The organism is Ruegeria sp. AM7 (assembly GCF_056535965.1).
Genome location: NZ_JBQFJE010000003.1, coordinates 1919599 through 1934845, shown reverse-complemented (window position 1 = coordinate 1934845; position 15247 = coordinate 1919599). Strand labels below are relative to the sequence as shown.

10 protein-coding genes are annotated in these 15247 nt (G+C 54.4%); 7 read left to right on the top strand and 3 right to left on the bottom strand.

Annotation, left to right across the window (positions count from 1 at the left end):
* Window positions 1-78: 78 nt before the first annotated feature.
* From ACR3EG_RS13575 to ACR3EG_RS13560, 4 genes are read left to right on the top strand one after another with little or no spacing between them, the layout of a single operon-like run.
* Complete coding sequence (locus ACR3EG_RS13575; protein ID WP_480496466.1) at window positions 79-972, top strand: carbohydrate ABC transporter permease; 894 nt, start codon at window positions 79-81, stop codon at window positions 970-972.
* A complete protein-coding gene (locus ACR3EG_RS13570) occupies window positions 972-1853 on the top strand; it encodes a carbohydrate ABC transporter permease (protein ID WP_480496464.1) in 882 nt (293 codons plus the stop codon). Before ACR3EG_RS13575 ends, ACR3EG_RS13570 begins: the two co-directional genes overlap by 1 nt.
* Window positions 1854-1859: 6 nt before the next feature.
* A complete protein-coding gene (locus tag ACR3EG_RS13565; RefSeq protein WP_480496462.1) occupies window positions 1860-2972 on the top strand; it encodes an ABC transporter ATP-binding protein in 1113 nt (370 codons plus the stop codon).
* A complete protein-coding gene (locus ACR3EG_RS13560) occupies window positions 2972-4564 on the top strand; it encodes a GMC family oxidoreductase (protein ID WP_480496460.1) in 1593 nt (530 codons plus the stop codon). Before ACR3EG_RS13565 ends, ACR3EG_RS13560 begins: the two co-directional genes overlap by 1 nt.
* A 71-nt stretch (window positions 4565-4635) precedes the next feature.
* Here ACR3EG_RS13560 and ACR3EG_RS13555 read toward each other — a convergent pair whose 3' ends face one another.
* Window positions 4636-5577, bottom strand: a complete 942-nt coding sequence (locus ACR3EG_RS13555) for a response regulator (RefSeq protein WP_480496458.1) — start codon at window positions 5575-5577, stop codon at window positions 4636-4638.
* 556 nt (window positions 5578-6133) lie between these two features.
* On the opposite strand from ACR3EG_RS13555, the gene ACR3EG_RS13550 reads away from it, so the two are divergent.
* Together ACR3EG_RS13550 and ACR3EG_RS13545 are read left to right on the top strand one after the other, a co-directional pair.
* On the top strand, window positions 6134-6880 hold the full coding sequence (locus ACR3EG_RS13550) for an acyl-homoserine-lactone synthase (protein WP_234899400.1): 747 nt from the start codon (window positions 6134-6136) through the stop codon (window positions 6878-6880).
* A 303-nt stretch (window positions 6881-7183) separates the two neighbouring features.
* Entirely contained in the window at window positions 7184-8311 is a 1128-nt protein-coding gene (locus ACR3EG_RS13545; RefSeq protein ID WP_480496454.1) for a response regulator, read from the top strand.
* 16 nt (window positions 8312-8327) lie between these two features.
* On the opposite strand, the gene ACR3EG_RS13540 is transcribed toward ACR3EG_RS13545, so the two are convergent.
* Window positions 8328-9686 (bottom strand): cytochrome P450, encoded by a 1359-nt coding sequence (locus ACR3EG_RS13540; RefSeq protein ID WP_480496452.1) that lies wholly within the window; start codon window positions 9684-9686, stop codon window positions 8328-8330.
* 247 nt (window positions 9687-9933) lie between these two features.
* Between ACR3EG_RS13540 and ACR3EG_RS13535 the strand changes: the two genes are divergently transcribed.
* Window positions 9934-11364 carry a sensor histidine kinase gene (locus ACR3EG_RS13535; RefSeq protein WP_480496450.1) on the top strand — a complete coding sequence of 477 codons (1431 nt, stop codon included), beginning with the start codon at window positions 9934-9936 and terminating at the stop codon, window positions 11362-11364.
* Between the two features lie 37 nt (window positions 11365-11401).
* On the opposite strand, the gene ACR3EG_RS13530 is transcribed toward ACR3EG_RS13535, so the two are convergent.
* Window positions 11402-15220, bottom strand: a complete 3819-nt coding sequence (locus ACR3EG_RS13530) for a PA14 domain-containing protein (protein ID WP_480496448.1) — start codon at window positions 15218-15220, stop codon at window positions 11402-11404.
* Window positions 15221-15247: the final 27 nt, after the last annotated feature.

Sequence of the window (15247 nt, the reverse complement as noted above, 5' to 3'; positions counted from 1 at the left end):
GGCGGCCTGAAAATCGCCCTGTCGTTCCGTGGGTGCCAAACCCCCGGTTCCCCAATACGCCAAGCAGGAGGGCGCGCCATGGCTTCACCGGCCGACGCGGATTTCAAAACTCGTCTGCAGAATTGGATACCCAAACTGGTCTTGTCGCCGTCGCTGGCGATGATGCTGGTCTTTGTCTACGGGTTCATTCTGTTCTCGGTCTACCTATCCTTTACCGATAGCCGTATTCTGCCGAGCTTTGGCTGGGTCGGATGGGAGAATTACGACAAGCTGTGGCGGCTGAGCCATTGGGAAATCTCGTTGAAAAATATGGGGATTTTCGCGGGGCTTTATATCGTGATCTGCACCTGTATAGGGCTTGGGCTGGCGATTTTCCTTGATCAGAAAATCCGCGGCGAAGGGTTGCTGCGCCCGATCTACCTGTACCCCATGGCGCTGAGTTTCATTGTCACCGGCACCGCGTGGAAGTGGTTTCTGGACCCCGGTATCGGGCTGGAAAATGTCATGCAAACATGGGGCTGGACCAGTTTCGAGTTTGACTGGATCAAGAACCGCGACTTTGCGATCTATACTGTTGTGCTCGCCGCTGTCTGGCAAACCAGTGGATTTGTTATGGCGATGTTTCTGGCCGGTCTTCGAGGCATCGACAATGAAATCCTGCGCGCGGCGCAGATGGACGGGGCCTCGAATTGGAACCTCTATCGCCGGATCATCATCCCGCAATTGCGCCCTGCTTTCCTGTCGGCCTTCGTGATCCTCAGCCACCTGGCGATCAAGACCTTTGACCTTGTGATTGCCTTAACCGGTGGCGGGCCGGGGAGGGCGACCGAACTGCCCGCGACGTTTATGTATTCCTACACTTTCACGCGGAACCAGATGGGCATCGGCGCGGCTTCGGCCACGATCATGCTGATGACCATTGCGGCGATCATGATCCCGTATCTGTACGCTGAATTGCGGGAGAAACGCTAATGAGCCAAGCCTCGCAAGACACCGCAATCCGCACGGGCCGCGTCACGCGTACTCTGATCTATCTGGTGCTGCTGCTGTTTGGGTTGTTCTACCTGCTGCCGCTTTACGTGATGCTGGTGAACTCGGTCAAACCGCTGGAAGAGATCACCGGCGGCGGCATGATGAACCTGCCGCAAGTCTTCACGCTGGAGCCCTGGTTCAAAGCGTGGTCCTCGGCCCAGATCGGGGTCGATCCGACCGGGTTGAAGCCGTATTTCTGGAATTCGATCAAAATGGTGGTACCGGCGGTGATCGTCTCGACCATTTTGGGGGCGCTGAACGGCTATGTGCTGACCAAATGGCGGTTCAAGTATGACACCATCCTGTTCGGACTGATGCTGTTTGCCTGTTTCATCCCGTTCCAGATCGTGCTGATCCCAATGGCGCGGATGCTGGGCCTGATGGGTCTGGCTGGCACCACATGGGGCCTTGCTCTGGTGCATGTGGTATATGGTATCGGCTTTACCACGCTGTACTTTCGCAACTACTATGCCGTTTTCCCGACCGAACTGATCCGGGCGGCACAGATCGACGGGGCGGGGTTCTTCCAGATATTCTGGCGCATCCTGCTGCCCAGTTCAGGCCCTATCGCGGTGGTGTCGGTAATTTGGCAGTTCACCAATATCTGGAATGACTTCCTGTTTGGCGCGTCATTTGCCGATGCCAACAGCCAGCCTATGACCGTGGCATTGAACAATCTGGTGCAGTCATCCACGGGGGTAAAGGAATACAACGTTCATTTCGCAGGGGCCATTTTGGCGGCCCTGCCAACTCTGCTCGTCTATATCGTGGCTGGTCGGTATTTCGTCCGCGGCCTGATGGCGGGTTCGGTGAAAGGATAAGACCTCATGGGTTTTCTGGATATAGACAACGCGACCAAATCCTATGGCGCGGTCGAGGTTTTGCACAAGGTCGATATCTCGGTGCAAGAGGGCGAGTTTCTGGTGCTGGTTGGCCCTTCGGGTTGCGGCAAGTCGACCCTGCTAAACATGATCGCGGGGTTGGAAGAAATCACCAGCGGTGAAATCCGCATCAAGGATCAGGTGATGAACGGCGTCCACCCGTCGAACCGCAACATCGCCATGGTGTTCCAAAGCTATGCTTTGTACCCGAACATGACCGTTGGGCAGAACATCACCTTTGGGCTTGAGATGCACGGCGTGCCCAAACCTGAACGGGAAAAGGCCATGGCCGAGGTCGCCAAGCTGTTGCAGATTGAGCAGTTGCTAGACCGCAAGCCCGGCCAATTGTCGGGCGGTCAGCGTCAGCGCGTGGCCATGGGGCGGGCTTTGGTGCGCAACCCTGATGTGTTCCTGTTCGACGAGCCTCTGTCCAATCTGGACGCCAAGCTGCGCGTCGACATGCGGACCGAGATCAAGAAACTGCACCAGAACCTTGGCACGACCATTGTCTACGTGACCCATGACCAGATCGAGGCAATGACGCTGTCCAGCCGCATCGCGGTGATGAACGGCGGTTACGTGCAACAATTGGGTACGCCGCAAGAGATCTACGACACACCCGCCAATATCTTTGTAGCAACCTTTATGGGGTCGCCCGCGATGAACGTGGTGCCGGCCAAAGTGGCGGTGCTGAACGGGCGACCCCATGCCGAGGTGGCCGTCCATGACGGGTCCATGACACAGCTACCGTTCAGTCAGGATAATCTTGCGGCTTGGGACGGGCGTGACATCCTGCTGGGCATTCGCCCTGAGACGATCACTGATATCGATGGCGCGGATCGCAAGTCCTCGAACATTGCACAGATGGGCAATCGGATTGTTGTGACGGAACCGGCGGGCTCGGATACGTTCGTATCGATGCAGTTGGGTGGGCGGGACGTAATCGCTCGTATGCGGTCGGACGCCGAGGTCGCGCCGGGGCAGGATTTCACTTTTGCAGTGAACATGGAAAAGGCCGTGGCTTTCGATCCCGAAAGTGGGATGCGGATCACGCCGTGATGCCCGAAGGGTATGATTTCATAGTGGTCGGCGGGGGCTCGGCCGGGTCGGTGATAGCGGCGCGTTTGTCCGAAGAAACCTCGGCCACGGTCCTATTGCTTGAAGCTGGATCGTCGGATCGGCACCCGCTTTTTCATCTGCCTGCCGGGTTTGCCAAGATGACCAAGGGCATAGGCAGTTGGGGATGGACCACTGTGCCGCAGAGGCACATGCAGAACAAAGTGTTTCCTTACACCCAAGCCAAGGTGATCGGGGGCGGCTCCTCCATTAACGCGCAGATATACACTCGCGGCGCGGCGCAGGACTATGATGATTGGCGACAAATGGGCTGCGTCGGTTGGAGTTACAACGACGTTTTGCCGTATTTCCGCAAGTCCGAAGACAACGACAGTTTCGAGGATGAGTTCCACGCTAAAGGCGGGCCGCTGGGGGTCTCCAGGCCTGTCGCGCCCTTGCCGATCTGCGATGCCTTCATCGAGGCCGCCGGGCAGGTTGGTATTCCCAAAACGTACGATGTTAATGGCGATCAGCAGGATGGGGCAGGCTATTACCAACTGACCCAGAGGAATGCACGTCGGTCTTCGGCGGCGATGGCGTTTCTTGCTCCGAACCGCAACCGTCAAAACCTATCAATTCGTACCGGCGCGCAGGTTCATCGACTGGTGGTCGAAAATGAACGGGTGGCCGGGATCGAGATGATGGATGGCTCAGTCCTGACCGCGGCGCGCGAGGTGATCCTTTGCTGCGGGGCCATTGGATCACCGCGTCTTCTGCAACTGTCCGGTATAGGCCCCGCCGATCATTTGGAGTCTTTGAGGCTAAAAGTCACATACGATCAGCCACAGGTTGGTGCGAACCTGCAGGATCATCTGGATCTATACGCAATCTGCGAGGTCACTGGTCCGCATACGTATGATCGATTTGCCAAGCTGCCCTTTTCAGCTCTGGCTGCGTTGAAATACGTGGTCACGCGAAATGGTCCTGTTGCGTCGAGCCTGTTTGAGACCGGAGGGTTTTGGTATGCTGATTCACAGGCTCGTTCGCCCGACATACAGATGCATCTGGGCCTGGGGACAGGGATTGAGGCTGGGGTTCAGGCGATGCCGAACGGGGGTGTCACGCTGAACGCATGTTTCTTGCGTCCGCGATCACGCGGGACAGTGCGTTTGCAAGGCGCGGACCCATTGGCGATGCCCTTGATCGACCCGAACTATCTGGCGGATCCTTATGATCGAGAGATGTCGATCCGTGGGTTAAAGCTGGTGCAACGCATCCTCGCCCAAGACGCTTTGAAGCCCTTTATTCAGGCCGAGCGACTGCCAGGGCCGGATGTTCGAACAGAACAGGATTATTTCGACTTTATCTGCGTGCATTCAAAAACATCGCACCATTGTGCCGGGACGTGCCGCATGGGGGTGGATGACAGGGCGGTTTTGGACCCACGTCTGCGATTCAATGGGATCGATGGCTTGCGGGTTGCGGATGCGTCAATCATGCCCACGGTGAACTCATCGAACACCAATGCCCCTTCAATCATGATCGGTGAGAAAGCTGCCGACATGATCAAACTGGATCACGGTATGTCCCTGTAACCGCCCGCGCGGCTGCGAACGCGCGAACTTTTAGTGCGTTTTGGAAATGGCTTTCCCTGGCTCGGCCTGGATTAGCCGAACCGGGCAACCGGAGTATTTGGAATGTCTGCCAGTTCAACGGCCTTGTCGATCAGGAACAATGCTTCCATCTTTGACGAGGCGCGCAATGCGACCACTTCGCCAACATGATATGAGAAATCCTGCCCCGACACACTGCCATGTGAGCCTTTTACAAAGCGATTGGCAAGTTTGTGCTGCAACTCGGCAGCGGAAACACCTGGCTTGCTTTCATGTATCAGCAGGAACACGCCATTGCCCCAATAGGTGGCAAAGTTCCGACCTTCCTGCGAGACAGTCAGTAGTTCATTGCCAGCGGCCGCCATGGCTTCGCGGAATTCCACCGAAGTTGCGGTTCGGAAGATGTCTTCGACCTCAGCCACTTTCACGGCCATCATCTTGGACGCGCGTGAATGCATTGTCGACAACTGTACAACATAATTCTCAAACTCGGCCAAGCCGATACAACCGGGCAGATCACCGAAATAGAGCGGGTCGCTAAGGCGGAAATTGGTGTTAATCTCGGAATCGTTGACGGCATACACATCCGCTTCGATCACTTCGATGGCTGCGCGCCGTTCGGCTGCCAGCCTGTAGGCGTCGGAAAGCCGTTGTTTCAGATCGGCAAACTCAAACGGTTTTGTCACGTAGTCCGTCGCGCCGACCTCAAACGCTTCGTCGATATACTGCTTTTGCACCATCGCGGTGATCATGATGATCGGCGTAAACTGATAGTCAGGAAGATTGCGCGCATGCTCGCAAAGTGTGATGCCGTTCATTTCGGGCATTTGGACGTCAAGCAAAAGACAATCGAAAATCTCGGTCGTTTCCGCAAGGATGTGGAGCGCCTCTTGACCGCTGCGAGCAGTCACTACGTCTTCGTACCCAAAAGCCCCCAGAACGCAAGTCAGAAGCTCCAGGATGCTGGGGTCGTCATCTACGGCAAGTATACGCATGAACAGTCACCAATCTTTGCCACCATGCTGACCTTGAGGACTCAAAAAGTGCCGCTCAAAGGCAGGAGGGGCGTTGAATATCGCTTACACGCAGGCTGTCCGAGAAAAACGGCAAAAGGATGACGTACGCTGGGCGTGGAAGTGACCGAATATTTTTTTCGGGTCCAGTCATACTAGCCGCAGAAACTGACATGTTCGGCTCGTTAGGGCCGGTCGCGGCAATCATAGGTTGGGCGCCGAAGTGATGCAGAATGACAGTTTCACAGTCACCAGCCCGCGAGAGGTCAAATTTTACGATGGTGTAAGCTCTGAAACTGGAGAATTGAGGAATGCGATGATGATTCAAGGCGTTGTCTAATTAGGTTGAAACCACGGTGCAGTGCATTTTTCGCAAAACCGCATGCTAAATATGCCAAAAACTCGCCCTATATGCTCAATGTTTTGTATGGGATGTGAATTCGCCACACAATGACGCGATTACCGGAAAAAACATCATTTAGTTGTAGACGCAGCGATTCATATCTTGTCATAAGTGTGTCTAAAATAAGAGCAAAATATGGACCGACCACTCAGGTATGAACAGGCATACTCAGCGTCCAAGGTATTTCCGGACCTGGAGCCAGCCAATACGGCCCAACCCGTGCCCCAACCGTCGGCACGGCGTAAGCTATTTGCGTTCAAGCGCGACACGCCTGATCGCAAGCGCGAGCTAGGGAATGTCCGTGCGACCGCAATGAGCTTTCGCAACATGCACGAGCACGGCACATTGTTGGCAAAATATCTCGAGACTCGAAAAACGATCTTCATCGATCGCCTGCACTGGAATGTAGGTGAGGCGGATGGGATGGAGTTTGACCAATATGACACACCGGCCTGCCGATGGGTCGTTCTGCATGAATTCGGCGAGGTTTTGGCGGGCGTTCGCCTTTTGCCGACGAACGCGCGGTGTGGGGCCTACACTTATATGCTGCGGGATGCACAGAAAGGGTTGTTGCGCGATCTTCCGACGGACATCCTGTTTTTCGAGGCACCGGCGAACCCAAAGATCTGGGAGGCGTCCCGGTTTTTTGTCACCGAGAGCGTACCGGCATCCCGACGGCTGGCTGTGCAGCAAGAGCTGTTTTTCAGGATGACCGCTACGGCAGAAGAAAACGGCGCGACACGCATCCTGGGCATCGTTCCTTCAGTCTGGGCACGTTGGTCGCGCAGATTGGGTGTTGGGGCTGCTCCGGTCGGGGCAAAGTTCTCGATCGACGGTACGGTGAGCCAGTCAGTTTTGTTCAATATCCACAGTACGTCGTAACACTGATCCGAGCCCTCGATCGTAGGACCGGTAAAACAACTTGAGCGATTTGTCCGCGAGTGGTAGATTTTGTCAGGGTTTATTTTAACCCAAAGCGGGACGACATGCTGCCAAATCGTTAAGAATAAACATAAAAACCCAAGAAATTTCGGTGCTGGGCGACCTTCGATCTGAGAAATGCCGCCAAAATAACGCCTAGAAAAAGCCCAATTTACCCAAGGTTTTTGCGATTCTTGCCGCTGTTTCGTCCTAGTCGTTTTCTATTCTGAGCCTGTTTAACAGGTTGAAAGCGGTTGACTAGTCATGAAGCATACGACTCCGACAAGTGATGAATTCCAGCGCAAATTGGACATGCGCGCGTTGAAGCGGACGCCTCTGAAAGTGCTGGCTGTTGACGACGAACCCGGAATTCTTGAGCTGTTGCAAACAGCTTTGGCCGAGTTTGAAAGCTGTCAGGTCTCTGTTGCCAGTTCCGCCAGCCAAGCGCTGCAGGTTATTAAAGAGGCGGAAACACCGTTCGATTGCCTTCTATTGGACATTCAGATGCCCGGTACCAACGGGATCGAATTGCTGCGACAGATACGGAACACACCCGGAAACTCGGAAACGCCTGCCATAATGCTGACCGCCATGAGCGACCGAAAACATGTCGAGGACGCTTTTGCTGAAGGTGCGTTTGACTACGTTACAAAACCGTTTGATTTCTTTGAGTTGCGCAGTCGCATGAATGCGGCTCATCTGTTGATGCAGGAAAGGGTCCGCAGCCGGATTTCATCGGTTTCGGTCAAGAACCTGCAAAATGTTCTCGACTACAACCAGCAGTTCAGCTTTGAGGACCCTCTGTCTGTCGACGGTCTGAAACGGTGTTTGCGTTATGTCGAATTCGACAACTATATCGAACAACTGGGCCGGAGTCGTTTGTTTGACTCGTGGGTGACCGCCATCAGGTTGCAAGATGCAGCCTTTCGCTTTGATCTGAGCGACTTCGGAGAGTTTCGTCGCATCATCGCAGATCTTGGAAAAAGCATTCAAGCGGGAACAGCCGAGGCCGAAGCTATTTTCTCATATCGTGGCAGCGGCATCTATTTGGTCGTGACGCATGGACGGTATTGCGCAGCGAAACTGCCAAGTGAAGATCAACTCAATCAAGAATTCGCTCAGATTTTAGCGCAGCGGAACGTATCAGGCGATATCCGCACGGTCATGAGTACACCAATCTCAATGAGGGCGTTGTCTAAATCGGGTGCTCTTGCTGCGTTCGACAAGGCCGTCGCGAAGCTGGAACTGCGCGAAAAGGGCGCTCCGGCCGGGCAGCAGGCGACGCAAGAACAGGCGCCACATTCGTCCAACAAGACCAAGCCACGAGGCAGCTTGTTCGAAACGGTGTTGCGAGAGATGTACGGTAGCCAGACTTACCTGAACCGGGGTTGAGCCAACAATGTCCTGCCTAAACAGGTGAGGCATTCAAAATAAGCGGGCCGCTTGTGCGCATCGTGAAAGTCAAAACCGGTTCTGGCAAAGGTTCGTCTGACAGCGAAAACGCGACTTTGCGCAGAACTGAGGCCATGAGAACCATGATTTCCGTCTCGGCGTATTGAGCGCCAATACATATGCGCGGTCCGGCACCAAAAGGTATATATTGCCCTCGGGGTATGGTCCCGCCAAGAAAACGTTCAGGACGATATTGATCAGGTTCGTCCCACAGTTTCTCATTCCGATGTAACGAGTATACGGGGAAGAACAACGCGTCACCGTCTTCGATCTTAACACCGTTTATGTCCAGTTCAGCGCCTGCGTCCCTGGCGAAAAAGGCGGCTGATGGATACAGCCTAAGCGTTTCTTTGATGTGGGCCCTCAGCAGCGGCATGTTTTCCAAATCGGAATACTCCACAGGGCCATCCGGTCGAACCGACATGATCTCGTGTCGGACGCGGTTTTGCATTTCTGGGTGCAGCGCCAGCAGGTAATACCCCCATGCAAGCGCATTGGCCGAAGTTTCGTGTCCCGCGACCACGAAGGTCAGAAGGTTGTCCACTGTCGTCTCGGCATCTTCGAAATCCGACTTTAAAGCCTCAATCATCAGGTCCAAAAAGTCTTCAGGCTCATCGCGGCTTTCAGCACGACGCAGGTCGATCACCTGGCGGGCCAGATCGCGCATAGTGGTAACTGGCGCCTTGCTGCTGAGCCATTTCTTGCGCGGCAACCATTTCGGAAGGCCCATTAAGTCAAACAGGGAAAGGTCTGAAATATAATTAAAATATGCGATCAGCCCAACGCGGATCTGCTCAGCGCTGACTTCTTCATTGCCCGAAAAAATGACGCGAGAGATATTGGTCAGTGTTGAGGCAGGCGCAACCTGGGCAACGTCGACTGGTCCGGGATGCTCGGCCAATGAATCCGCTACTTCAATCCCAGTTGCGGCAAAATGGCGGGCCAGAACCGGCAAGTTGCGTGCCGCAAATAAGGGCGAGTAGCGATGCCGCTGCTTCCGCCATTTCTCTCCTTCGGACAGGATGAGACCGTTCCCGACGGCTGATCCGATAATGTCCTTGGTAAATTTCGCTTTGGGGAAAGCACGCCCCTGGCCGACCAGCAACTCGGTGATCATTTCGGGTTCGCAGATATAGTGGATATTCAGCGGACCCCGGACGTAAGTTTCGCGCAGCGTTTCTGCGGGAATGACCTCAAGCATGTTGCGCCCTGCCGAGCGGGCGAATTGAAGCAATGTGACCGGCTCTTCGGCAAGCCGTGCCGAAACGGGTGTCACACCCTTGTGATTGGCTTCTATCTTTCCAATAGCGACCACAACCCCACCTCTTTGTTTGTCTCGCTAGCCTGTTCCTGCATTAAGGGGTAAGGGGGTCAAAAAGGCAATAAAATCGTTAATTTATAACGCACAGTGTTGTGTCTTTACCGGCATAGGCCAGCGAAGGTATTCGACAATAATTCGGCCCGATGAAAACTATTGCCAAACTGTGAACGAAATTCCGACCAACTACGTCCTCATTGTGTCGTTAAACCTCCTCTAACTGATCAGCAAAAAAGACTTTACGATGACCGCCATCGAAGCACCCCAACTAGACGGGGCACCCCAAGACAGCGACAGCAGGCTGCTACAGAATATCAAGGATTACACTGCCATGAGCTTTGCGCTGCTTTGGCAGCGGCAGGCCATTTTCCTTGCAACCACGATCCTGACAGCGTTTTTCTTCAATCCGCTGAACGCACTGTTTTTCTACGGGACAATATTGATCTGCGAGGCGCAAGACCTTTACCTGGCTAAGCGGGTAGCGCGCCTCACGCCCAAGGAACGCCGGTCTATCGCGATGATGGTGGCGTGGCTTTTGTTCAATACGATCCTCAGTTCTACCGCTATCTGCCTTTACGCGGTGTCTGTTGCGCTGAAACAACCAACAGGCGGTCACTTCACCCCGCTTTTTTTCCTGTTCGCCGCCGCTCTGTTTGCGGCCATGAACAACCACCAATTCGTTTGGGCCATGATTGTGCGCCTCGCCATGTATGGAATCTCGTTCATGGTGATCGTGGTCAAAGACATCTGGATCGAACAGCCCGACCTTTCATCGGACTTGTGGCTGCATTTCTTTACCGTCGTTTTCGTGATGTACTTTCTGATCGATTGCTCGCTGGTGTTTCTCAAACTGTACCAGACCAACTTAGAGCAGCTGGAAAAGCTCCGGGAAGAGCATGAGCGGACCAAAGCGGCCTATATTGCGAAGACTCAGTTTATCTCGACAGTCAGCCATGAGCTGCGTACGCCATTGACGTCAATCAAGGGTTCTTTGGATCTAATCAAGTCAGGCGCCATGGGTGAGGTGCCAGACAAGATGCAAAACCTAGTAGATCTGGCGAGTAAGAACAGTGAGCGTTTGGCCTCGTTGATAAACGATGTTTTGGACATCCAGAAAATGGAAGCCGGCGAGATGGTCATCAAAGAGACGCGGATCAACGTGAACTCGCTTGTAGATGAGGCAATCGCTTGCAACCTAGGATTTGCCAGCGCCCATAATGTCGAACTGGTCGAAGAACGTTTGTCCGAACAAGATCTGTTCATCAAAGGTGACGCCTCGCGGTTGATCCAGGTTCTGACCAACATGATCTCAAACGCGGCAAAGTTTTCGTTTGACCGTGGTGTCGTCACTGTAGGGTGCGAGGTCGTCGGGTCGCGGGTGCGGGTATACGTGAAAGATCAAGGGATCGGCATCCCCGAGGGCAGTCGCGACAAAGTGTTTGATCGTTTTTCGCAGATTGATTCATCAGATGAACGGCACGCCGGAGGAACCGGCTTGGGGATGAGTATTTCGAAGGAGATTGTTGAGCATTTCGGCGGGACAATTGACTATGAAAGCACACTAGGTGTCGGCACCGTGTTCTTTGTTGAATTCCCGTTGCTGGAGGTTAGCAAGAAAAAGGCGCTGTCTGAACAGCGCCTTTCACTGGGAAAGAATGCGCTGGCCGGAGAGTAGGGACTGTATTCTTAACTCGCTCGGCCATATTCGGGTATCACCAGTCTACACGCTCGTAGGCGTCGCTTTGAATGCTGGTGATCTCAGCTTCGGGTGAGGTCTGGACAGTCTCGGCCATGACATCGGTTTCGGCGCCATCGTCCGCAGGAGAGGCCTGTGCATCCCACGCCAGTAACTCGTCTGTTTCGCTTTGCAGCAGGTTAGACAGATCTTGCCCCTGCTGCATCGTCGCGCCTTCTGTATCGTTAGCTTGCCCGACAACAAGATCAATCTGAGTTTCAGAGGAAATATTTGCGCCATTGAAACCTATGTCTGAGACAGTGATCTCGGCATTTATCGTGCCCTCAAACCCTGGCGGAGGCGAAATCTCAAGCATGTCCAGGTTCCACCCCTGAAGCTCTACCGAGCCACCATCTGACAGGGCTGCGTCTTCGCCACTAAGTATCATGGTGTTTGGCGGCAAACCTTCCAGCGAAACGGATGCTGTCGGACTCGCGTGGCTAAGGTCTATCCCTAGCTCGAAACTGCCATCTTTCTCGATGGTCGTCCCGGCATCGGCTTGAACGAATTCCCGCCCGTTGGTGTCGGGACCTTCCCATTCCAGTTTCAGACCAGCTCGGCCACGGTTCTCGAAATACCGGACTTCGATGTCATACGTTCCGGTCTCGAGTTTGATCTCACCGGAACGGGTCCGAAACCCATGGCGACCGTCGTTGTCAACTACCTCGACGCCATTGATATAGACAGCGACACCGTCGTCCCCTCCGGCAAAAAAGGTGTAGGACCCGCCTTCTTCGATCGTAATTTGTCCTTCGAACTGGGCGCCAAAAGTGTCTTTTGACCCATCTGCCCAGAATGAGCCTTTGGTGGTTTCGAAATTTATTTCCGATATCAGCTCTTGATGGCTGGGATCTGCGGACCAGTCCACGTCGTCCAAGTTTTTCAGTTTATGGTCCACGTCAATATAGCGCGCAGTGAAACCGCCGAATACTTGGGCCGATGGAAGGGTTTGCTGTGCTGCATTAACGTCGAAAGCAAGCGTTTCCAGGCCATCATAGCTGGCGTCGCCACCCGTTGGGGTGGAATGGTGCAACGTTGCCTGCACTGGTCCCGTAAACTCTGCAGGAGGCGTGATCGTAAGAGCTTGCACATTCCAGCCGCTCAGTTCGACGGTGCCGTCAGGGCCTGCAATCACTGATCCGGACTCTGTCTCGACCTGTGTGCCCTCTGGCAAATCACTCAGCGCCAAGTGAGACTCTTCCGTAAAGCCGACGGCGCCTGCGCTGATTTCAAAGGTAATCGGCATTCCCGATACAGTCTGTGCATCCACTAGGTCCGGCGCCGTGACTGGCTGTCGCCCAACAAGACCGGGGCCTTCCCATTCCAGGGTTGGCCCTGCGGCACCGGGTGTGCCGACATTTCGAACTTCAATTACATGCGTGCCGGGCGCAAGGTCGATTTCGCCTGTTTGCGCAGAGCCATTCGGAATGACTGTCACGCCGTCGACAACCAGTGTCGCTGAGTTGTGGTCATCCAGATGGAATGTAAAAAGTCCGCCTTCTTCAACGTCAATATTGCCAGAAACTTCGATGCCGAATGCATCGTTTGACCTGCTGTCCTGGTGAAGGACCTGTCCAAAGTCGGTGGTCGAAACAACTTCTGTATGGACCGGAGCAGCGTTCCAGTCGACGTCCCTCAGACCGTCTTGGGAGGTGGTTCCAAAAAATTTAACGCTGAAACCACTGGATACCGAGACGTCGGGCATATCGGCGACGTTCACTTGATAGTTGACGGTTTGGCTCAGCCCTCCCGCGTCAATCACTGTTACATCGACACTAACAGAGGCGGCTTCCTCGAAATCCAACGAAACACCTGGTTTTAGGCGCAGAAGGTTGTCGACGACTTCAAATCGGTCATCCGATACTTCGAACCGGTGAGTGTCCCCTTGATCGGGGTCGTCAAAACTGATTTTTCCGACAATGGCTCCGGCGACATTTTCGGCAACCGTTTGCATGGCCGCCGTCAGGGTGATGTTGTCGATCAAGGCCCCGTAGCTGTCGTTCTGACCCTCGGGTTCGCGGAGCTCTAACGTATCCTGCCCTGTTCCGACGACCTGTAGTTGAAACGTCTCCCAATCCGATGACTGGGGATCCAACTCGGCAATGAGGTTTCCGTTCCAATAGACTTCGACCGTATCGGTGCCGCCGGCAAGCCGCTCGCGAAGGTCCAGCCCCAGATCATAAAGCTGGCCGTCCACTGTTTGGATCACTTGCGAAATACTGTCTACGCCGTGACCGTGGTCCAATTCCATCAATTGGTCGCCATCCGAGGCTTTGGTGCCGCCGAACTGGTCCCAGATTTCGATGCCATGTGAATCCGTCCAAGACCCCGACGGGTCATTGTTAAATCCTCGCCACCTTCCATGATCGAGGTCGAATTCTTCAAAGCTGCCGTTGGAAACCAGATTGTCCGTGTTGATGCTGAGGGTCAGGTTTTCCGGACCTTCATTCACGTTCTCAATGGAGATGACGAAGTCTTTCGCAGTACTCAGGCCACCAGAATCTGTAGTTGTGATTTGCAGCTCGATCTGGTCAGTCTCTTCGTGGTCGAACTGTGCGTCTGGTTTTAGCCGAAGCTCACCATCGACCACCTCAAACCGGTCGTCCGAGACGTGATAAGCATGGTCGTCGTTGATGTCGGAATCCAGCGTTGATAGATTTCCAATCACAGCCCCAGCGGCGTTTTCTGCGACCGAGTGGTTGTCCAGGGTCACATCTTGGGGTGCTTCGTTAATGTCTTGAACGTCGATTGTGAAGCTCTCGGTCAGGCTTAGCCCGCCGGTGTCCGTCGCCGTCACGTTGACTTCGACCTGGGCGGCGTCTTCGTAGTTCAATGAAACGCCGGGCTTCAATTGCAGATATCCGTCGACCACTTCGAATCTGTCATCGGAAACACTAATGTTGTAGTTATCACCCGCATCGGGGTCGGTAACCGTGAGGGCTCCAACAATTGCGCCTGCCGCGTTTTCCACGACAGCAACGCCGTCTAACTTGATAGTGTCGGGCGCTTCGTTGACGTCCAATACGTCGACGGTAAAGCGTTCTGTGAATGTCAGGCCGCCTGAATCAGTCACGGTGACGTCGACTTCGATCTGGGCTGCCTCTTCGTGATCCAAGGTCGCTTCGGGTTTCAGTTGTAGCTGTCCGCCCACAACCTCGAACCGGTCGTCGGACACATGAATTGAATGCGTGTCTGATGTATCAGGATCTACGACCGTCAGTGTTCCCACCACAGCACCGGCGGCGTTCTCACTGACTTCTAGGGCATCCAACAGGATTTCTTCGGGGGCGTCATTTTCATCCTCAGTGGAAGTGACGAAGTTATCACTCGGAGTGCCCGGATCTAAGGGGGAGGGCACGAAGGGAGTTGGTCCTGAATCATACTGGACCGTTTGTTGTGTTTGGTGCGTATTGCTTTGAATTTCGAACCGCGCGGTGTGATCCCCGGTATCAGGCCCAAGTTGCGCTTCGGCCTTTGGTTTCGTTTCGGCCGTTGGCCCGGTTGCCAAAGTTTGATCCACGGTTTGTTCTGTTTCGGGTGCGGCATTGTTTTTGTAAGACGCCTGTTCTTGCTCGGAATGAACCCGCCCAGGCTGGCCGCCCGGTGCGCCATCTGGTCTGAGCCGCGTCTCAAGGGAACCTGCACGGTCTTCGCCCGTGTGCAGTGCGGTTCGGGTGGGATCACTCGAAACCTGAGGTGTCCCACGGGAAAACTGCGCCGCGAATTCCTCTTTTTCTTCCGTCTCTGACAGCTGGGATTGCGCGAAACTTGAAATGTCGTGGGGGGATTTGTTCATTGCGCTACCTCTATTCACCTGTCGGTC